Annotated in this window: 19 protein-coding genes and 3 pseudogenes; 10 read left to right on the forward strand and 12 right to left on the reverse strand. The window is 51.9% G+C overall.

Features of this window, described 5'->3' with window-relative positions; translation table 11 throughout:
- Positions 1-505 precede the first annotated feature (505 nt).
- Positions 506-732 (reverse strand): annotated as a pseudogene (locus tag HY879_14710) (hypothetical protein).
- A 264-nt stretch (positions 733-996) separates the two neighbouring features.
- On the opposite strand from HY879_14710, the gene HY879_14715 reads away from it, so the two are divergent.
- Together HY879_14715 and HY879_14720 are read left to right on the forward strand one after the other, a co-directional pair.
- The gene (locus tag HY879_14715) at positions 997-1134 is read left to right on the forward strand and encodes a hypothetical protein (GenBank protein MBI5604591.1); all 138 of its coding nucleotides are present in this window, start codon (positions 997-999) and stop codon (positions 1132-1134) included.
- 20 nt (positions 1135-1154) lie between these two features.
- Positions 1155-1274: pseudogene (locus HY879_14720) on the forward strand (type II toxin-antitoxin system mRNA interferase toxin, RelE/StbE family).
- Here HY879_14720 and HY879_14725 read toward each other — a convergent pair.
- The 3 genes from HY879_14725 to HY879_14735 all read right to left on the reverse strand — a co-directional run bounded on the left by HY879_14725 (position 1257) and on the right by HY879_14735 (position 3387).
- Positions 1257-1733, reverse strand: coding sequence for a YdhR family protein (locus HY879_14725; GenBank protein MBI5604592.1), 477 nt, complete (start codon positions 1731-1733; stop codon positions 1257-1259). The pseudogene HY879_14720 and the gene HY879_14725 overlap by 18 nt on opposite strands.
- 29 nt (positions 1734-1762) lie before the next feature.
- Positions 1763-2878 carry a dienelactone hydrolase family protein gene (locus HY879_14730; GenBank protein MBI5604593.1) on the reverse strand — a complete coding sequence of 372 codons (1116 nt, stop codon included), beginning with the start codon at positions 2876-2878 and terminating at the stop codon, positions 1763-1765.
- Between the two features lie 71 nt (positions 2879-2949).
- Entirely contained in the window at positions 2950-3387 is a 438-nt protein-coding gene (locus HY879_14735; protein ID MBI5604594.1) for a MarR family transcriptional regulator, read from the reverse strand.
- A 298-nt stretch (positions 3388-3685) separates the two neighbouring features.
- Between HY879_14735 and HY879_14740 the strand changes: the two are divergent.
- From HY879_14740 to HY879_14760, 5 genes and pseudogenes are all read left to right on the forward strand, one after another.
- Positions 3686-3784, forward strand: a pseudogene (locus HY879_14740) (DNA recombinase).
- 47 nt (positions 3785-3831) lie between these two features.
- Positions 3832-4077 (forward strand): type II toxin-antitoxin system MqsR family toxin, encoded by a 246-nt coding sequence (locus HY879_14745; protein MBI5604595.1) that lies wholly within the window; start codon positions 3832-3834, stop codon positions 4075-4077.
- Entirely contained in the window at positions 4053-4445 is a 393-nt protein-coding gene (locus tag HY879_14750) for a type II toxin-antitoxin system MqsA family antitoxin (protein ID MBI5604596.1), read from the forward strand. Before HY879_14745 ends, HY879_14750 begins: the two co-directional genes overlap by 25 nt.
- A gap of 83 nt (positions 4446-4528) precedes the next feature.
- Positions 4529-5692: an ATP-binding protein gene (locus tag HY879_14755; protein ID MBI5604597.1), complete on the forward strand. Its 1164-nt coding sequence runs from the start codon at positions 4529-4531 to the stop codon at positions 5690-5692.
- Between the two features lie 7 nt (positions 5693-5699).
- A complete protein-coding gene (locus HY879_14760) occupies positions 5700-6827 on the forward strand; it encodes an FAD-binding oxidoreductase (GenBank protein ID MBI5604598.1) in 1128 nt (375 codons plus the stop codon).
- 458 nt (positions 6828-7285) lie between these two features.
- Here HY879_14760 and HY879_14765 read toward each other — a convergent pair whose 3' ends face one another.
- Together HY879_14765 and HY879_14770 are read right to left on the reverse strand one after the other, a co-directional pair.
- Positions 7286-7522: a toxin-antitoxin system HicB family antitoxin gene (locus tag HY879_14765; protein ID MBI5604599.1), complete on the reverse strand. Its 237-nt coding sequence runs from the start codon at positions 7520-7522 to the stop codon at positions 7286-7288.
- A complete protein-coding gene (locus HY879_14770) occupies positions 7519-7938 on the reverse strand; it encodes a putative toxin-antitoxin system toxin component, PIN family (protein ID MBI5604600.1) in 420 nt (139 codons plus the stop codon). The genes HY879_14765 and HY879_14770 overlap by 4 nt, the downstream gene beginning before the upstream one ends.
- Before the next feature lie 272 nt (positions 7939-8210).
- On the opposite strand from HY879_14770, the gene HY879_14775 reads away from it, so the two are divergent.
- The 3 genes from HY879_14775 to HY879_14785 all read left to right on the forward strand — a co-directional run bounded on the left by HY879_14775 (position 8211) and on the right by HY879_14785 (position 11246).
- Positions 8211-8591, forward strand: a complete 381-nt coding sequence (locus tag HY879_14775; GenBank protein ID MBI5604601.1) for a hypothetical protein — start codon at positions 8211-8213, stop codon at positions 8589-8591.
- Positions 8592-8697: 106 nt separating this feature from the next.
- A complete protein-coding gene (locus tag HY879_14780) occupies positions 8698-10638 on the forward strand; it encodes an indolepyruvate ferredoxin oxidoreductase (GenBank protein MBI5604602.1) in 1941 nt (646 codons plus the stop codon).
- Complete coding sequence (locus HY879_14785) at positions 10635-11246, forward strand: indolepyruvate oxidoreductase subunit beta (GenBank protein MBI5604603.1); 612 nt, start codon at positions 10635-10637, stop codon at positions 11244-11246. The genes HY879_14780 and HY879_14785 overlap by 4 nt, the downstream gene beginning before the upstream one ends.
- Before the next feature lie 96 nt (positions 11247-11342).
- Here the strand turns inward: HY879_14785 and HY879_14790 are convergent, their stop codons facing one another.
- From HY879_14790 to HY879_14815, 6 genes are all read right to left on the reverse strand, one after another.
- Entirely contained in the window at positions 11343-12560 is a 1218-nt protein-coding gene (locus tag HY879_14790) for an ABC transporter substrate-binding protein (GenBank protein ID MBI5604604.1), read from the reverse strand.
- 243 nt (positions 12561-12803) lie between these two features.
- Positions 12804-13508: an ABC transporter ATP-binding protein gene (locus HY879_14795; protein MBI5604605.1), complete on the reverse strand. Its 705-nt coding sequence runs from the start codon at positions 13506-13508 to the stop codon at positions 12804-12806.
- Between the two features lie 293 nt (positions 13509-13801).
- Complete coding sequence (locus HY879_14800) at positions 13802-14566, reverse strand: ABC transporter ATP-binding protein (protein ID MBI5604606.1); 765 nt, start codon at positions 14564-14566, stop codon at positions 13802-13804.
- On the reverse strand, positions 14563-15537 hold the full coding sequence (locus HY879_14805) for a branched-chain amino acid ABC transporter permease (protein MBI5604607.1): 975 nt from the start codon (positions 15535-15537) through the stop codon (positions 14563-14565). Before HY879_14805 ends, HY879_14800 begins: the two co-directional genes overlap by 4 nt.
- Positions 15534-16391, reverse strand: coding sequence for a branched-chain amino acid ABC transporter permease (locus HY879_14810; protein MBI5604608.1), 858 nt, complete (start codon positions 16389-16391; stop codon positions 15534-15536). The genes HY879_14805 and HY879_14810 overlap by 4 nt, the downstream gene beginning before the upstream one ends.
- Before the next feature lie 342 nt (positions 16392-16733).
- Positions 16734-18224 (reverse strand): hypothetical protein, encoded by a 1491-nt coding sequence (locus tag HY879_14815; GenBank protein ID MBI5604609.1) that lies wholly within the window; start codon positions 18222-18224, stop codon positions 16734-16736.
- Between the last annotated feature and the right edge of the window lie 298 nt (positions 18225-18522).

The raw sequence follows: 18522 nt of genomic DNA on the forward strand, positions 1-18522 counted from the left end.
CCATATAAAATTATTAATAAAATGTCTAGAAATATATTTACTGTAAAATCAATATGTTGTGTCTGTTCGCCTTTTCACCCACAATATGTTGGGCTACTTTTCGGTTAATAATTAGTCTCCCCTAAATACGTTATAATCAGATTTTATTCAATTGAAGAAAATGAAATCGTCATTCATTCCGTGTTTGATAATAGACAAGATCCGAAGAAGAGCCCTTAGTGGTACTACCGGGGGCGGACCCAGGCCAAGGGATTAGATTTTTACAGAATTATATAAAAAACGATAGGTAAATAGAGCCTTAAAAGGGCCTTTTTGCCCCCCAAGTGGACGGAAATCATAGCGGTGGGGGGAGGGGTTTATAAAGGAAATAAGGGATGACTTAGGAGTCAGGGCTCTAAACCTCCTAAAACTTAATAAGGGACCGAAGAATCGATGCCGGATATTATGTCTTTAAAGTATCCGGCATCCGACTTTCTCCTTCTCACATATATTTCCTCCTGCGGAATCAGGCCGCAAATTCAAAAACGGGTGTCTCTACGACTCGGCGAGGCTTTTTCTCTCCCCAGATGTTTTCTGGATTTGCTCCACTACTTCCGGAGAAAAATATTGTTCTCCTGTCTCCACATTCACTCTCGCCGGCACATTCTCGATGGCGATAAATTTGCCTTCCAGTTCCAAGATATAAGTAACTCTCGGCTCAATTAGGGGCTCCTGCCCATTATTAAATTTCATCTTCTTAAGATACTCCCCCGTTTATTATTCCCTGTTAACCTTCTGAACATGTTAGCAGAAGACCGGGCCGAAAGCAAGAGATCGTGTTCGCTCTGTTTGCCCAAAGTCCCGGCATTTGCAGTTACCGCCAATGCATTCTTCAAGGATTGATTCTGTTTTATTTTTTGAACAAACCTTTATATAATTGCGATCCATTCGGGGCATCTGATCCTGATAAAAACCAGAGTAATTCTTAATCATGACTTGAAAAGAGGAGACTAAACCATGGGAACAACCAAAACAGCAACCGCCCGGGCCTTGATCGAGCCGGAGGTTAAAAGGGAGGCGGAAACCATACTTAAGGAACTGGGACTCTCGAAAAGGGAAGGGCGTCAAGTTTTCCAACACGGAAGAACTTTTTAAAGACCTGGGTATCTGAGGTCATGCGCTCCATCAGACGGGATACCCAATTCAAGAAAGATGTCAACCGACAGCTTAAGGGAACACTAAAGGATTGTCGGGAGTGTCATATTGAGGGGGACTGGTTATTGATTTATAGAAAGGTACTCTCCGATTCTGGTATCGGGAATTATTTCCTGATCCACGGATTCCGGGACCGCCCGCTTTTTCATCAGCCGGATAGCCAGGGATTTGGCATAATCCGCTGCAGCTTCGGCACTGTCCCACTCATAAATCCCCTGGAAAGCCCCGGTGGCTTCGTGGAAGGTCCAGATTTTTGTCCTGAATCCTGGAAAACCAACGATAAGAGGAATGGGGATGAGGGAGAGCCGCTTGTTGAGGACCGTAGACCCGCCGGTGAACTGAAAACGAATCCTGAAGACAGCTCCCGGTCCGGCTGGCCGGGTGTTCCCGGTTTTGATTTCAGCTTGCCGAAAAATCGTGAATTTTTCACCGTCGGCTATGGTCAGGACCCGACCGTACAGCCTCCGGGGAAAACGCAGACGTCCACGTAAGCCACAGTATACCGCCCTGAAGAATGTGCAGACCGGATGTGATTCCAAAATTCCTCCTTTCCAGTTAAGTGACACTTCTAAGCTCGCAACTGCTTTCTTAACCAGTCTATGATGTAGGGGAAGACTTCATCCAAGCGGTCTACAGTGCAGTGTTCGGCCTCGGGGTAATACTTGAGTTCTTTTTCTCCCTTCGCCCAGTTCATGAAAGTATCGGCCTGCAGCTGAGGGGAAGGCATGACTTCGTCCCGTCCGGCGTGAAAAAAAAGCAGGGGATTTTCCAAGGGCGGGGCTTTGGTAATATCCAGGTCGAATTTTTTGACCGCCTCACCAAAATCATCGCACCCGGTCAGGTACATGATGCCCCGCTGCCAGATGGGATTGAGTTTGCAGGCCCCTTCCACGCCGCCGATCCGGGCAAACCCGCTGTTTCCGACTGTACAGCCTATTCTCCGGTCATGGGCCGCGCACCAGGGAGCCAGATAGCCTCCCAGGCTGAAGCCGACGGTGGCGATTCTCTTCAGGTCCAGGCCGTACTGGTTGTTGTTTTCAAACCAGTCGATGATGGCGCTGACTACCTTTTCATAATCGAGCATGAATTTTTTGCTCTTCCACATCTCCCCTTGGCCAGGACCGTCAAAGCCGAAGAAGTTCAGGCCGTTTAAAATCATCTGGTTGCCAAAAAAGTGGTTCTCCGCTTCCTTGATGTTGTCCATGCCGTTGACATAAATCAGAAGAGGTTGGCCGGGCCGGAAGGTCCGCCTCAGGTAGCCCGGGATGACGGTGTCTTCGAAGGGGATCTCAACCCTGATGGGCCGGGTCTCCTCCGGGTACAGATCGATGGCCCGCCGGTAGCATTGGCGTGCTTTGGCCTGGGCCCTCTCTTTCTGTTCAGGATCGATAAAAAAAATGTGCTGCCCGATGTGGTAACAGGCCACGGACTGGTGAAAGAGGGACACCGCCGAAACCAGGTGTCCCTGTTCCAGGGCCTGAGCAGCAAGCTTTTCGATCTGGTCCCCTTCCTCGGACCATTCGGAGCACCACTCAAACCATGTGGGGATGCGGTCCACCACCCGGTTGAGCCGCCCATAGTCCATGCCGAAGACGAAGAACCGCCCGAACCAGCGCCGGTAGACCCGGGCTTTGTTGAAAATGAATCTGAAGGCGATTTTTTCCTTGAGAGTCAGTTTGGCCATCATGGTCATCTCCCCCTTCTCAACACTTGATACATCTATTTTGGATACATCAACCATTCCCTAAAAAAAATTTAACGGAGGTTAGTGAAGATGTTTTTCAAGAACCCCTTAAGTGCCTGCTCCTCTTCATCACTGAACCCACGCAGCGCCGCCCGATTGATGTCCGCAGCCAAAGGGATGAGCTTGTCCTTGATCTGCCAACCGGCTTCGGTGAGATGAATGCCATAGCTGCGGCGGTCGCTTTCGTTGAAACGACGGACGACAAGGTTCCGCTTTTCCAGACCGTCCAGGATACGGGTCATGTTGGTCTTGTCCTTGGCCAGGTGTTCGGCCAGTTCGCTCTGAGTCTGGGCTTCTTTTTCCCAAAGGCTTACCAGTACGGCGAACTGCTCGGCGGTCACATCGTGTCCATGCCGTTTGAAGCTCCGGGTCAGAGAATATTTCAATTCCAGGGCGGCCAAGTTGGCCAGAAAACCGAGGGACTCTTCCAATTTGAATTTTAGTTTCAAAGCCCCACCTCTCAATTAGTTGTCCTATCTAATATAGCGCATACTACTATTAGCGTCAAGTTTTTTTTAAACGAACCACTCCCAACCTCTCAATGGCTGTCAAGGTCGCCCTGAAGGGGGGGCCGACATGATTGCGTTCATCGAGTTTGAGGTACTGAGGTGTTTTGTCTTCGCTCATTAGTTGTCTGACGGGGTCGGGCCACGAGAACTATTCGCAAAAAGGCGGCTTTTCGAAAAGAACGTATGACCGATACGATATCCTTCCTGGTCCTCCAGGGCGTGCTTTAACTTTAACAAAACACGGCTCATTCAAGACTATCTTGGGCATCGTCACCTTCATTATACGGTTATCTACACGGCGGCCAATCCGGCCAGGTTTGAAAAACTCTGGAGATAATTTTACTTGATTTTACACCATAATGGTGTAATGTGAGAGATGGGTAAATGACGGAAAAGCGGAAACCAACCTATGACCTCGATGCCTTTAAGGCTGCGTTTAGCAGCGTGGAGAAGCTTACCGTCACAGGTACGGCGTTACGAAGTGCCGCCGCCCTTGGCTTTGGCCGCCCCGAGATCGTCACGACGATCCAGACCATGCGGCGAGAGCACTTTTACAAATCCGTGACGGCCTTTGCCGATCACCGGCTTTGGCAGGACGTGTATCAATGCACCGTGACGTGCGCCCGATGACTCTCACCTATAAGGGCGAGAGTCTTTCTTTCGATATGCCCGGCTGGTTTTGCGACCAATCGAAGGAGAGCATTCATACCGGCGAAGATATGAAGGTATCCGACCGCATGTTGAACCGGCTTAAAGCCCGTAGCGAAGGGCTGCTTAGTCCTGAGGAGATTCGGCGGATCCGCAAAAAACTTCGCCTTTCGCAAGAAGCCGCGGGGTTGGTGATCGGCGGCGGGCCGAGGGCCTTTCAGAAATACGAGTCCGGAGACTTGTTGCCAAGTCGGGCGATCAGCAGTGCCCTCATACTGCTTGATCACGACCCCAAGGCGTTGACGGTACTTAAGACCCGGCAAAGCAAATCAATTTCAAGTATTAAATAGAATTTTTTGATCTTACTTTTCCACTTGCCATCAAGAAAAAAAGCTGTTATTCTGGAATCAGTATTTCCATTTTGAGACGCAATATGGAATTAATTACCCGATTTTTCAATCCACCCAAAGGAAGCTTTTTCCTGTTCGGGCCCCGCGGCACCGGAAAGTCCACTTTTGTCCACCAATTTTTCCCGGATAGCTTAACCATAGATTTGCTCGATCCGGAACGGGTCCGGTTTTTTTCCGCCAAGCCCGAGCGGTTAAAGGAAATGATCGCCGCTTACCCGAAAGCCGGTTCTTTAATTATTGACGAGATACAAAAGGTGCCGGATCTGCTCCCGGTCGTACATAGCCTGATAGAAGAGAAGAAAGGATGGTCCTTTGTCTTAACAGGCTCCAGCGCCCGAAGACTAAAACAAACCGGGGTAGATTTACTCGGCGGACGGGCGCTGCTCTACAGCTTACATACATTTATGGCGGCTGAAATGGGAATCCGGTTTGATTTCGAATACGCCCTCCGATATGGAATGCTGCCTATCGTCGTCGCCTCGGAAAATCCGGAGGAGGTCCTGCGGTCGTACGCGGCCCTCTATCTCCGGGAAGAAGTCCAGATGGAGGGGCTGGTTCGGAATATCGGCAATTTTTCGAGATTTTTAGAGGCCATCAGTTTTTCTCATGCCTCCATCCTCAACATCAGCAACGTAGCCCGAGAGTCAGCCGTGGAACGGAAGGTGGTGGAGGGTTATGTGAATATTTTGGAAGATATTCTCCTGGGCTGGCGTCTTCCGGTATTTACCAAAAGGGCCAAACGCCAACAGGCCTTACATCCTAAATTTTATCTGTTTGATGCAGGTGTGTTTAGGTCGTTAAGACCCCAAGGGCCTCTCGACCGCCCCGAAGAAATAGAAGGGCAAGCCTTGGAGGGGCTGGTCGGACAACATCTTAAGGCTTGGATTGCCTACTCAAAAGTTAAGAGAGAGCTTTTTTTCTGGCGAACGAGATCAGGAGTAGAAGTTGATTTTGTCATCTACGGAAAAGACGGTATAGGGGCCGTAGAAGTTAAGAATACGAAAACCATCCGACCCGCCGACCTGAGATCGCTGCGGTCTTTCAAAGAGGAATATCCAAAAAGTAAGACTCTACTTCTCTACCGAGGGAAAGATCGCCTGGTAAAAGGGGATACGCTCTGTTTGCCCTGTGCCGACTTTCTGGCCGCCCTTCATCCCAACCGATTGTTGGATCAAGTTTTTACCTAAAACAACCATGCCTAAAAATAAATTTTATGACGCCGTTATTATCGGGGCCGGTATTGCCGGAGCCTCGGCCGCTTATTTTTTAACCCGCAAGGGAATGAAGGATGTCCTGATTCTGGAGAAAGAAGAACAGCCCGGTTATCACGCCACCGGCAGGGCGGCCGGCGTATTGGTCGAATTCGATCTGGTCCCCTCGACGGTCGATTTGAAGATAAAGGGCGGAGAATTCCTGAGAAACCCTCCTCAGGGTTTTTCCGAAAATCCCCTTCTTCGGAAATCCGGGATTTTAATCACGGGCCAGGGGCCGACGTTGGAAGTCATGAAACAGATGGTTCCGGACCTGACCGCCCGGGGGGTTGAAATCCGGATCCTGTCCCCTGCCGAGGTCCTGTCCATCGTGCCGGCTGTCTCTTTGGAGCATATGGACGGTGCCTTTCTATTTTCTGCCGACGGGCATATCGATGTCCACGAACTTCTCTGGAGTTACCTCCGTCAGGCCAAAAGGGCAGGGAGCGAACTGCTCTGCCGGGAGGAAGTATTAGGAATCAGGACCGAACACAACCGGGTATCCGGGGTTCTTACGGGTCGGAATGCGTATTCCTGTCGCTGGGTGATTGATGCGGCCGGAGCTTGGGGTCAAAAAATCCGATCCCTGGCCGGAGCATCCCCCATTAAATTGACTCCCTTGCGCCGAACCATCATCACCTTTGATGCGCCCGAGGGGCTGGATGTCTCGAAATGGCCCCTGGTGGCCGATCAGACCCATCAATTTTATTTCTCACCCGAATCCGGCGGCCTGCTGACCAGTCCCATGGATGAAGACCCCATGGAACCAGGCGATGCCAGACCGGATGAACTGGTCGTGGCCCAGGCCCTGGAACGCCTCAGACAATTCGTCCCGAAAATTCTACCTAAGGCCCTAAAACGGAAATGGGCCGGTTTAAGGACCTTCTCGCCGGATCAGTCCATGGTCATCGGTCAGGACCCCTCCCTGAAGGGATTTTTTTGGCTCGCCGGGCAGGGAGGGGCCGGAATTGAAACCAGCGGCGTGGTCGGCCGTCTGGCCGCCGATCTGATCATCGACGGCCGGACCGACGTCATGGACGTGAGCCCCTTTTCACCGGAAAGGTTTAAGTAGCAGCCTGAGGCCATCTATAAATCTTTACACTGAGCTTATTTTCATATTCAGGCTTACTATTGGGTAGGGTCTGCCGCTGAGGCTAAAGGTATCGGACGAGATTTGAGGGAGATTGTGAAGTTGCAAAGCGAAGGGGAAGAAATCAAAGTATTCATTTCAAACCGAGAATCACGCTGTGACGAGTGCGGTGAAGGGTTCTGGCGGGGTCGGGCCACGAGAACTATTCGATATAATGAATGTTATTGAAAACTGTACCCCCTAAAAAGGGTCTATATTGTGTTTTTTGAGGGTAAAAAAGGACGATATACGAAACCAAATGGCAAGAGCAAAGAGACCTTTTATTCCCGACCAGGTCTGGCATACCCCAAGTTAAATAAGCTTTGAATTTAACCCCGATGAGATTTTCAGCAGATTTCATGGGGCAGGCGGGGCAGGTTACCGATCTATGACATAAGAGGCTAAATCCGGTCGTAATCCTCCGGTTCTGAATCTGGAACCTTTTTGAGCACTTTCTGGAATTTTTTCAAACTTGCCCTTTTCGCCCTTGCTTCAATGTATTCCTCAGTCAATAGTGCGGCCATTTTTTCAGCGGCAGCAGAGGCTACAAATTGATTAATGGAAATTCCCTCTCGTTTAGCCAATTGTTTTATCTGTTCATGGAGAGACTTGGGGATACGCAGACTTAATGCACTCATGATAGGACTCCTATTTCGACAAGGAATTCTCTTGGGTCAAGAATTTTTAAACCGAATTTATCGGCGTTTTTGAAATGACGTTTATTATAAGTTATAATGGCATCGCAACTACCGGCCACTGCAACTTCCAGGACCAAGTCATCGGATGGATCAGTCAAAAAAGGACGCCAGAGGAAAAAAATATCCTGATGCTCTCCCACATAACAAAAAAAATCCATAAAATCACCGATGTCTTTTTCGGTAATATCAGAGGAAAGCTTTCCCCGCTTTAAACCATCTTCATATTCAATAATCAAAGGAACCGATATGGCAATCGAAAATCTTTCGGACGGCAGAAGAGAAACCAGTTTGTATGAGGCACCACGTCGGGATTTTAAAGCCGCAAATAGTACGTTGGTATCCATAACGATTTTCATGTGGTATTATATATCATACCACTAAGTTACGGTCAAGGTTTATATCGGGGGTTTCTTGAATGGGGGGCGGTCCATGACAACTATTTGATTATACATCATTAGTGTTCAAGGAATAGGTGTTTTGGGGGCCTATATCGTCCTTTCTTGCCCCGTAAAAGCCTTATAGCACGCAGACCTTCAAGAGAAAATTTTCTTATCACTCTTTCAACTTAGCCAGGCAGCAGAAATAAATCCTTGACAAACTATTCGGTTAGGTGAAAATTCACAACAACATGAACTGCGATCTGATCCTGACCCCTGCGGGGCATCTGCGGCTGCAAGGGGACAACACCCAAGACGGAACGACGCCTGATGCCTGGATGAAGCGGGTCGGGGCCGCTTTTTCATCCTCCCAGTCCCGGGGGCTTCTGGCCCTGGGCGGATCGAAGCCGGAGGCGCTACTTTCACCGTCAGTCTCCTTTTGGCGGGATTTCGCCGGCCATTATCTGACCCGACTCTGCCGCAGGCCCGAATTCGTCGGGAAACATCCGGACCCCATCGATCCGCCCCTGGAATCCGAGCTGGCGGTCCTGGTGCTTTCCGCACCTCCCCTGCCGGGGGGAGAATACCTGAGTATTGAGGTCCTTGGCGGCCTGTGGAACAGTAAATCCTAAATTCCACAGGCGCAAATATTAATTGTCATTGTGAATAAAAAAATTATATAAATGAAATTATTCCACTCAATGGGTCAGGCATCCTGTCTGACAAAGGGAAGTCACTATGCCGAAATTGAATGAAGACAAAGAGGGAATCCGGGTGTTGATGATGGGAAATGAGGCGATTGTCCGCGGCGCCTTGGAAGCCGGGGTGAACGTGGCCGCCGGATATCCCGGCACACCCTCCTCGGAAATTATCGAGAATTTATCCAAGGTGGCCCAGGAACGCCATCTGTATGTGGAATGGTCCACCAATGAGAAGATCTCCCTGGAAGTGGCGGCGGCGGCTTCCTTTGCCGGGCTACGGGCCATCTGCCCCATGAAGCAGAACGGGGTGAACGTGGCCTCCGATTTTCTGCTCCACCTGGCCGGCTCCGGGACCCGGGGGGGACTGGTCCTGGTGACCTGTGACGATCCGGGGGCCCTCTCCAGCGCCAACGAAGGGGAATCCCGCCATTTTGCCCGGATGATCGAAATCCCTCTTTTGGAACCCGGGGATTTTCAGGAAGCCAAGGATATGACCAAATGGGCCTTCGAGCTTTCGGAGGAACTGAAAAATGTCGTCATGTTGAGGTCCGTTACGCGCATGTCTCATGCCAGCGGCATGGTGCGGCTGGGGAAGCTTCCGGAGAGAATGGTCAAGGCCGAATTTAAATGCCGGGGACCTTTGCTGGACCAGGAAACAGGACCTGTCTCCAGTATGCCGGTGGTTTATCACCACACCCTTCAGCAGGAGAAATTGCGCCGGGCTCGGGAACTCTTTGAGGAGAGCCCTTTCAATACCTATGAGGGACCGGAAAAGCCGGAATTGCTGGTCATTACCGGCAGCGCCTGCACCCTCTATTGCCGGGAAGCCATTCATCTTCTGGGATTGAAAGACCGGGTGGGACTCCTCAAATTGGGAACCACCTGGCCGCTGCCTCCCAAATTTATGAAGAAATATCTGGCCCTGACGGAAAAGATCCTGATCGTGGAGGAGGTCATTCCCTTCCTGGAGGACAGCGTCAAGATCCTGGCGGCGGAACAGGCGGCCGAGATCGGGATCAAGACCTTTTACGGAAAAAATGACGGGACCATTCCCATGGTCGGAGAGCTCAACCCGGACCTGGTGGCTGCGGGTCTTTCCAAGATTATGGGGGCTCCGTACGCATCGATGGATGGGGAATACGCCAAGGAGGCTCAGGAGGCGGCCGGGGCTCTGGCGCCTGAAAGGGATCTGACCTTCTGCCCGGGATGTCCCCATCGGGCTTCGTTCTGGTCCATCCACAAGGCCTTGCAATTGGATAACCGGAAGGGATTTGTCTGCGGAGATATCGGTTGTTACAGCCTGGGTGCCCGACCGGCCGGGTTCAGCACCGTTAAGATCGCCCATGCCATGGGCTCCGGCTTAGGACTGGCTTGCGGATTCGGAAAGCTGGAGGCCTTCGGGATGGATCAACCGACGCTTACCGTTTGCGGGGATTCCACCTTTTTCCATGCCGCCTTACCGGCCCTGGTCAATGCCGTCCATCATGAGGCTAACACCACCTTGATCATCTTGGACAACAGCGGCACGGCCATGACCGGGTTCCAGCCCCATCCCGGATTGCCGATTAATGCCCTGGGCCAGGCGGCACCCCAGATAGATATTGCCAAGGTTTGTGAGGCCATGGGGGCGAAAGTGGTCATACGGGACCCCTTTGAGCTGGAAGAGACGCGGGCGACGATCAACGCGCTTCTGGAGGAAGAAGGGATAAAGGTGCTCATCCTGCGCCAGATATGCGCCTTGAGCCCGGAAAAGAAAGGGAAAAAAAGTCATACGATGCGTATCGATGAATCCCGATGCCTGGGCGAGGAGTGCGGTTGTAATCGTCTCTGCACACGGGTATTCCGCTGCCCGGGTCTGATCTGGGATAAAGAAAAGAAAAAATCGAGGATCGATGAGGTGATTTGTGCGGGCTGCGGGGTCTGCGCCGATATTTGCACCAGCGGGGCCATCAGGAGAGAGGAGCCGGTATCAGTATGAAACCATTAATCCAAGATCCGTATAACATCATTCTGGCCGGGGTCGGCGGGCAAGGCAATGTCATGGGCTCCCGGATCCTGGCCAACATGCTTTCCCGGAAGGGATACTTCCTGACGATTGGAGAAACCTTCGGGGCTTCTCAGAGGGGAGGTTCGGTGATGAGCCATCTCCGCGTCTCGGCCGCCTCCACCTTGAGCACTCAAATCCCCAAAGGAAAGGCCCATATCGTTATCGCCCTGGAGCCCGTCGAGGCCATCCGGATCATCGCCGCCTACGGCAACCGCGAAGTGATCGTGCTGACCAACACCAGGCCGGTCCATCCGGTGAGTGTCATTGCCGGAGAATCCGGGTACCCGGAAATCGAGACCATCCAAAAGACCCTGGAAGGCTTGTCCTCCCGGGTTTGGCTGATCGAGGCCACCGAGGAAGCCCTGAGACTGGGGAATCCCATTCTCAGCAACATTATCATGATCGGGGCCGTCAGCGGTCTGGATATTCTTCCCCTGGAGCTTGAGGATTTTACCGCTGTCATCGAAGAAACATTTCCCAAGAAGCTTTTGGACGTCAACCGACAGGCCTTCCAAATCGGCAGGGATAAGGTGAAATAGCGGGTGTGCTTTGATTCGTTATTTTAATGAAAACCCCATTTCACCTTGAGAAATGGGGTTTTCTTATTGGCCCTTCACACTTTTTATTTCTTCTTTTTATTTCTTCTTGCACCTGGGATTATCAATGGCGCTCTCTTCGATGGCGATGGCCGAGGCCGGGATCATGGTCGGCGCGCCGACGAAGGGGTAGGTCTTGCTGTTGACGACGGCCACGGGAAGGGGCGATTGCATTTGATGATCGCAGGCCCGCAAGTAGATCTCGCCGTTCAGGCTTTTCTGGCGCATCCCCTCCAGGACCGGGATGAGTTTCTTGACCTCCACGGATTGGGCTTTTTTGACGCCCTCGAGCAAAAACTTAATGCCGACATAGGATCTCCCGCTGATGTTGTCGGGTTCAGGGTAGGTGGTGCCTTTATATCTTTTCTGCCACCGTTTGACGAAATCGAGGCTCTCCGGGGTGGTGACGGTCTTCATGTAGGCATCACTGACGGTGCTTCCCTGGGCGGCCTCGGGAAAGCCGCCGATGACCAGGGGGTCGCTCAGGGCATTATTGACCACCACGGCTTTAACCCCTAATTCCGTCCGCTGTTTCATCAGGATGGTGATGTCCGGTCCCCAGTTGGCCGTGAGGATGCAGTCGGCATTGGCGGCCTTGATCTTGGAGAGAAAGGGAGAAAAATCCTTGGTAAAAAAGGGATTATAATCTTCCCCGACGATCTGAGCCCCGGGCATCTGTTTGGCGATTTCCTTTTTTAAGGCGGCGGCCATATCCCGTCCATAGGAATAATCCTGGTTGAGGAGATATATTTTTTTGAATTGGGAATGATTGGCCACATAGTGTACCAGGGTACGGGCAATCATCGAAGTGTTATAGACCAGCCGGACGGAATGATAGGAAAAGTCTTTGCCGGTCGATTCATCGGACATGGAAAAATAGATGAAGACAATATTATTCTGGCCGGCCAGGTCATTCATGGCCTTGGCCACCGGTGTGCCGTATCCGGCGCAGATGAAATCCACACTTTTCTCCAGCAGATATTTCTGGGCCTTCCGGGCGGCGATATCCGGCTTGGTCTGACTGTCTTCGGCGACCACCTCCACCTTCCGGCCGTTGAGTCCTCCCTGGGCGTTAAACTCCTCCACCGCGAACTGGATGCCCAGAAGGCTTCTTTCCCCCAGGTCCTTGGCCGGCCCGGACAGGGGGTCGGTCATAAGGATTCTGATAGGCCTTTCGGCCCAGACCGAAGTAGCCAAACCCAATACCAGACCAACGAGCAAAACACCGATCCATCTTTTCCTGATACTTTTTTTCATGCGATACCCTCCTTGATATTTTAGTCTCCCCCGGAAATCCATGATTCCCGGATAGCTTTCACTTGAAGCATGAAAATACCGCTGTAGGGGCGGGTTTAAAACCCGCCCCTACAGAGCCCCAAGGAATGCCAGGGGCGATAAAAAATCTATTTTTGTACTAAGCGCTCATGCCCGCCTGAAGCGGTCACCACGAAGGATGAAAATGGTTTACTCTGAACTCTCAACTCCGAACTTATTTTCGTATTAAACCGCAAGGAATTTAGCCTGAATCTCCGTGTTCTCCAGAACCTCCGGGCCGGTCCCGGTGTATCCGAAAGTCCCTTTGACCATTATGTATACCCGCTCGGCCAACCCGCAAGTAAAGGGCAGGTTCCTGTCAACCAATAGGACTGCGACCCCTTCCCGGTGTATCTCCTTAATCAGGGCGAAGATGGCCTCGGCCATGATGGGGCTCAATCCTTCCGAGGGTTCATCAATCAGGATAAGCTCGGGCTCCCCCATCAGGGTTCTGACCAGGGTCAACATCTGTTGTTCGCCCCCGGAGAGATTGCTTCCCAAAGCGCTGTCCCGCTTGGCCAGTTGCGGAAACTGACCGTAAGCCCTGTCGATGGTCCACCGGGGGTTTTGCTCTTTTCCGTTCTTGAGCCCCATGATGAGATTCTCTCGAACCGTCAATTCGGGAAAGATCCTTCTTTCCTCGGGGACATAACCGATCCCCATCCGGGCAATACGGTAAGGGGGCAGGGCCTGAATCTCTTTCCCCTTGAAGCGGATAGACCCGCTCCGGGCAGGGGCGATGCCCATAATACTCTTTAGGGTGGTCGATTTGCCGACCCCGTTTCTTCCCAAAACGGCCACCAGTTCCCCCCGGGCCACTTCCAGTATTATCCCGTCCAGAACGTGACTGTCATCGTAATAGGTGTGGATCTGACTGACCTCTAACAACATAAGAACCCCTGCTCAGAATTCGGATTTTGGAATTAGGAATTCGGAATTAAAAATCAAAAAAGTATCAATTTAGCTTTTTGAAAAAAAGTCGATAACCTCTCCGTCATTCCCGTGAAAACGGGAATCCAGGTGTTATGCTGAGCCGAAAAGAACCTGGATTCCCGTTTTCACGGGAATGACGCGCGAGAAAGCCGAAATTTGCAGGTAAAAGTTTCAAATTTTTCAAACGGCTAAACAATTATAAAAAATATTTTCATGCCTCGTGTAGCCGGAAAAAATGAACATCAAAACGGTTAATGCCCCTTGGGCTCAAAGAGATTCCCGAGGTAAACTTCTTTGACCATCTCATTGTTTTTGATCTGTTCAGGGGTTTCGGTCAGAACGATCCTCCCCCAGTTAAGCACGCTGATACGGTCGGCCAGGTTAAAGACCACATCCATGTCGTGTTCGACGATGAGCAGGGTTTTCCGGGCCGTAACTTCCCGGATCAGCTTGACGATTTCCTTGGTCTCTTCAGGGGAGAGACCGGCCCCCGGCTCATCCAGAAGGACAAGCTCCGGGTCCTGGGCGATGGTCATCCCGATCTCCAGGGCGCGCTGCTGGCTGTATCCCAGGGTCCCGGCCGGCTCATCGCGGAAGGGTGTCAGGTTGATACGGCCGAGCATGTGTTCCGTTTCCTCTCGAATGAAGGAGAAAGCGGATAGGGGGCGAGTGAAACGGAGACTTAAGCGATGCTTGGCCACAACGGCATTCCGCACGTTTTCGTAAACCGTCATTTCCTTGAAAATGTTAATGATCTGAAAAGAGCGGGAAATCCCGAGCCGATTGACTTTGTGCGGGGGGAGGTGATCGATCTGTTCACCCTTAAAATAGATGGTCCCCTCGGTTGGGAAATATTTTCCGGTAATCAGATTAAAGAGGGTGCTTTTCCCGGCCCCGTTAGGGCCGATGAGGGCGTGCCTTTCCCCTTGCACCACTTCCAGATTGACGTCCTCGATGACGCTGAACTTTCCGAAATGTTTGCTGACGCCGGCTAAGCGCAATAAAGGAGTCGTCATTTCCCGGCCCCTTTCAAAAGCGGGATTCTGGCGGAAAGACGGCGCAGCAGGCCCACGAGTCCTCCGGAGAAAAATAGAATGACCATCATGAAGAAAAGCCCCATGATCAACTGCCAGCGTTCGGTAAAGGAACTGAGATATTCGACCATATAGACATGAACGAAGGAACCGACCAGGGGACCGGCAAAACTGGAATAGCCGCCCACTACCGACAGGACCACGATGTCAAAGGAGGTGAACATATCCAGGAAATTAGGGGAAGCCATTTTTTTGAATAGAATAAACAGCGCTCCCGATGTTCCGGCGATCAGGCCGGAAAATCCGAAGAGCATCAATTTGGCCAGGGCGTTATGGATACCCAGAAAGCTGGCCCGGTTGGGATTGGCCTTGATGCCGGCCAGGGTATTGCCGAGGGGGGTCCTGATAAAATACCAGCAGAGCAGTATGGAGACCAGGGCCACCGCGAAAACGAGGTAAAATAGAAAAGTGACGTCGCTCAGACTGAACCGGCCCAAGAAAGGCAGGGACACCTGCCGGGAGGACCAGCCGGTCAGGCCGTCATCCCCGCCGGTCAGGGAGCGCCATTTCCAGGCGCTGGCCCAAAGCATCTGGCTGAAGGCCAGGGTGGCAAAGGAATAATAGATCTTGGTCAGCCGGAGCAGCATGGAGCCGATAATAAGGCCGCTTAACAATCCGGTCAGGGCGCCGGCCAGCAAGGCGATGGGCAGGGGGATTTCCGGCCCATAGACCAAACAAAAGGCCGTGGTGTATCCGCCGAGGCCGAAATAGGCGGCGTGCCCCAGGGAAAGGAGTCCCGTATGCCCGAGGAGCAGATAGTAGCTGGCGCCCAGCATGGCATAAATCATGACCTCGGTGAGGAGGTAGACGTGAAATTTCTCCAGAACCAGAGGCAACAGGGCGATCAGGATCAGACCCACTATCAGGGCCAGAGTCTTGAAAGACGGTCTCATTCTTTTTTCCCGAAAAGGCCGCTCGGCCGGATGGTGAAGACCAGCACCATGAGCAGATAAATAAGGATGAGGGAGATCCTGGGCAGAAAGATGACCCCGAAGGACTGAATCTGCCCGACCAGGAGGGCGGCGATAAAGGCCCCGCCCAGACTGCCCAGCCCTCCGACGGCAATGACGGCAAAACAATCCATGATCATGTCGGCGAACATGCCCGAATAGACGCTCAGATAGGGGGCGATGATAACCCCGGCCAGACCGGCCAGCCAGGCGCCGATGCCCATGACGGACATGAAAATCAGGGTTACGTTGGTCCCCAGGGCATCGGCCATGACGCTGTCCTGGACACAGGCGCGGATGGAAATCCCCAGCCTGGTCTTTTTGAGGATATAGAACATAAGACCCAATACCAAGGCGGAGATGAACAAAATGAACAGCCGATAGACCGGATATTTGACATCGGCCCACAACTGGAGGGAACCGGCCAGAGAAGAGGGAACGGATACGGGCAGGGGGGTTGTGCCGTAAATCCACTTAATCACCTCGGTGATGACCATGGCCAGACCGAAGGTGAGCAGCAGTTCATCCACATGCCCGGAGGCATGGATTCTCCGAATCAACCCGCGTTCGATCAGAATGCCCAATAAAGCACAAATCAAAGGAGCCGCCACCAGGGCCAGCCAGAAGTTGTTGGTCCATTGGATGGTCTGGTAGCAGATAAAAGCCCCGATCATGTAGATCGAGGCATGAGCGAAGTTGAGGATATCCATCATCCCCAGCACCAGGGTGAGTCCCGAGGCCACCAGGAAGATGAGCATCCCGTAGACCAGCCCGTGGAGAAAAAATATGGGGATCATATTCAACTGATTTTCCACGATCACTCCCATAGGGGTTCAAGGTTCAAGGTGCAAGGTTTAAGGAAATACCGTATGCCTCGCACCAGAGGTTATTCCCCTATTATCAGACTAAGCATTCATGCCCCAGGGGGAGCCACGAAGTATGAAAATTTATACAAGGAATTAATGTGGTTAATTTCCACGCCTTTCACTTGAACCCTTGAACCCTTTTTTCATATTAAGCTCTCATGCCCCAAGGAGCACCACGAAGCATAAAAATACACCGTCGTAGGGGCGGGTTTTAAACCCGCCCCTACAAGCGCCCCAACAGAGGCCAAGGGTGGTTAATAATCTATTTTCGTTTTAAAGACTCGGCGGGAAAGCCGGCAGTTCATCAAAAATCGGATGTCCCTTCTTGTTCTCCACCCGGGCCGCCCTTTTAGCCGCGGCTTTGTAACGATCAAAATCGGCCAACTGCAGGATGGACATCTTCTGGGCTTCGAGCGACCCTTCGGCATGGATGGTCAGCACGTCTTCATAAGAAGAGGTCAGGTCCCTGACCAGCTTGACCATGCGCAGCCGCTCTTCCGTAGGCACACCCGCCTTCCCGCCCAGATACTTGTCTAAGAGGTCATGGGTCGCCGGATTGAAAAAGTCCCTGGCCGAAGGACAGGTGGCCACGATACCCCCGGCGATGTCCTGAATATATTTGGTGGCCTCATGCCAGTTGTTGGCAAACTGGTATTTGCAGATGTTGGCGATCATTGGATTGGGATAAACCAGATCCGAATCCTCTTCCTTAATGCAATGTTCCACGGCGGCCCGGCCCAGGGTCTCGATCATTTCCGTATACATGACCAGCCAGGTGAGTTTTTCGCGCACATGGGAGACCTTTTCGATGCCGTTATACTCGGCCATCAGGGCCGCGGCGCCGGTGAAGAGCTCCAGTTCCATGGCCTTGTAGGTCTCGGCGCTGAGACGGTGGAAATTGGCGAACATGTAGGCCACCTGGCCGGCGAATTCCCATTCGCCCTTTAAAAAGAGTCGCTCGTTGGGGATAAAGACGTCGTCAAAAATGATGGTGGCGTCGTTGATAAAGATGGCCCCGGCAATGGGATGATCGAAGAGGTCCACCCCTTCCTGTATCTCCGGCTCGGCGGAAATAAGGGTTATGCCTTTGGCGTTGAGGGGGGCGCCGAAAGAGAGGGCATAGGCCTTGTCATCTTCCTTCATGGCCCGGCAGGGGGCGATCAAGACTTCATTGCACAGCGGAGCCTGGCTGATGTGGGTCTTGGCGCCGCGGACGATGACGCCGTCTTTCCGTTCTTCGACGATGCGCACATAGTAATCCTGGTGGCCCTTTTGCTGCGAAGGGCGGAGGCTGCGGTCCCCCTTGACATCGGTCAGACCCATGGCAAAGGACAGGTCGTTTTTTTGGAGGTGTTTGCGGTAGGCCTCGACATTTTCGGCATAATGGGTGCCGTATTTTTTGTCGACCCTCCGGCTGACCACGGTCACCGAGTTCAAACCGTCTTTAGCCACAAACTTGGCCCCCGAGGGCTTGCCGAAACAGACCCTGGCCCAGAGCTTGACCATTTCGCGAAGCCGGAAAAGGTCCTCTTGGGTCCGTTGGGGCATGAGGGCGAAACTGACCCTTTCGCCGTCTTCATCTAATTCCGTTAAAAGGTCCTGGTACCTGGGGTCCTGGTTGAGCACATAATCCATGGCCACCCAGTCACGACAGATCTTTAGAATAGGGTGCTCGGTCACATCGGGGACCTTTTCTCCGTTTAAGTACATGACCCGGCCGTCTTTCAGGCTCTCTATGTATTGTTGAGGTGTTTTAAGTGCCATTTTTATTTCCTTCCGTTTTAAAATTCAGGTAAAGGTTTGGACTGAACGATCAGTCTATTTAAATTCCGAAAAAAAGAACCTTCTTCTTTAATAAACCTAACCCGGACAAGCCGGAACCAACAGGTTTGTAATAATTCAGCCCTTTGAAAAATTTGAAACATTCAATATGAATTCTGCGCTTTCTTGTCCGTCATTCCCGTGAAAACGGGAATCCAGGTTCTTTTCGTCTCCATACAACACCTGGATTCCCGTTTTCACGGGAATGACGGAGAGGGGGTTATTGGCGGTTTTCTTCCTC

It is taken from the genome of Deltaproteobacteria bacterium, from assembly GCA_016219225.1.
GTDB lineage: Bacteria > Desulfobacterota > RBG-13-43-22 > RBG-13-43-22 > RBG-13-43-22 > RBG-13-43-22.

Coding starts and splice junctions, on each gene's coding strand:
- HY879_14715 (MBI5604591.1), top strand. CDS start 997: ATGGGAACAACCAAAACAGCAACCGCCCGGGCCTTGATCGAGCCGGAG.
- HY879_14730 (MBI5604593.1), bottom strand. CDS start 2,878: ATGGCCAAACTGACTCTCAAGGAAAAAATCGCCTTCAGATTCATTTTC.
- HY879_14745 (MBI5604595.1), top strand. CDS start 3,832: ATGACGGAAAAGCGGAAACCAACCTATGACCTCGATGCCTTTAAGGCT.
- HY879_14750 (MBI5604596.1), top strand. CDS start 4,053: ATGCACCGTGACGTGCGCCCGATGACTCTCACCTATAAGGGCGAGAGT.
- HY879_14755 (MBI5604597.1), top strand. CDS start 4,529: ATGGAATTAATTACCCGATTTTTCAATCCACCCAAAGGAAGCTTTTTC.
- HY879_14760 (MBI5604598.1), top strand. CDS start 5,700: ATGCCTAAAAATAAATTTTATGACGCCGTTATTATCGGGGCCGGTATT.
- HY879_14765 (MBI5604599.1), bottom strand. CDS start 7,522: ATGAGTGCATTAAGTCTGCGTATCCCCAAGTCTCTCCATGAACAGATA.
- HY879_14770 (MBI5604600.1), bottom strand. CDS start 7,938: ATGAAAATCGTTATGGATACCAACGTACTATTTGCGGCTTTAAAATCC.
- HY879_14775 (MBI5604601.1), top strand. CDS start 8,211: ATGAACTGCGATCTGATCCTGACCCCTGCGGGGCATCTGCGGCTGCAA.
- HY879_14780 (MBI5604602.1), top strand. CDS start 8,698: ATGCCGAAATTGAATGAAGACAAAGAGGGAATCCGGGTGTTGATGATG.
- HY879_14785 (MBI5604603.1), top strand. CDS start 10,635: ATGAAACCATTAATCCAAGATCCGTATAACATCATTCTGGCCGGGGTC.
- HY879_14790 (MBI5604604.1), bottom strand. CDS start 12,560: ATGAAAAAAAGTATCAGGAAAAGATGGATCGGTGTTTTGCTCGTTGGT.
- HY879_14795 (MBI5604605.1), bottom strand. CDS start 13,508: ATGTTGTTAGAGGTCAGTCAGATCCACACCTATTACGATGACAGTCAC.
- HY879_14800 (MBI5604606.1), bottom strand. CDS start 14,566: ATGACGACTCCTTTATTGCGCTTAGCCGGCGTCAGCAAACATTTCGGA.
- HY879_14805 (MBI5604607.1), bottom strand. CDS start 15,537: ATGAGACCGTCTTTCAAGACTCTGGCCCTGATAGTGGGTCTGATCCTG.
- HY879_14810 (MBI5604608.1), bottom strand. CDS start 16,391: ATGATCCCCATATTTTTTCTCCACGGGCTGGTCTACGGGATGCTCATC.
- HY879_14815 (MBI5604609.1), bottom strand. CDS start 18,224: ATGGCACTTAAAACACCTCAACAATACATAGAGAGCCTGAAAGACGGC.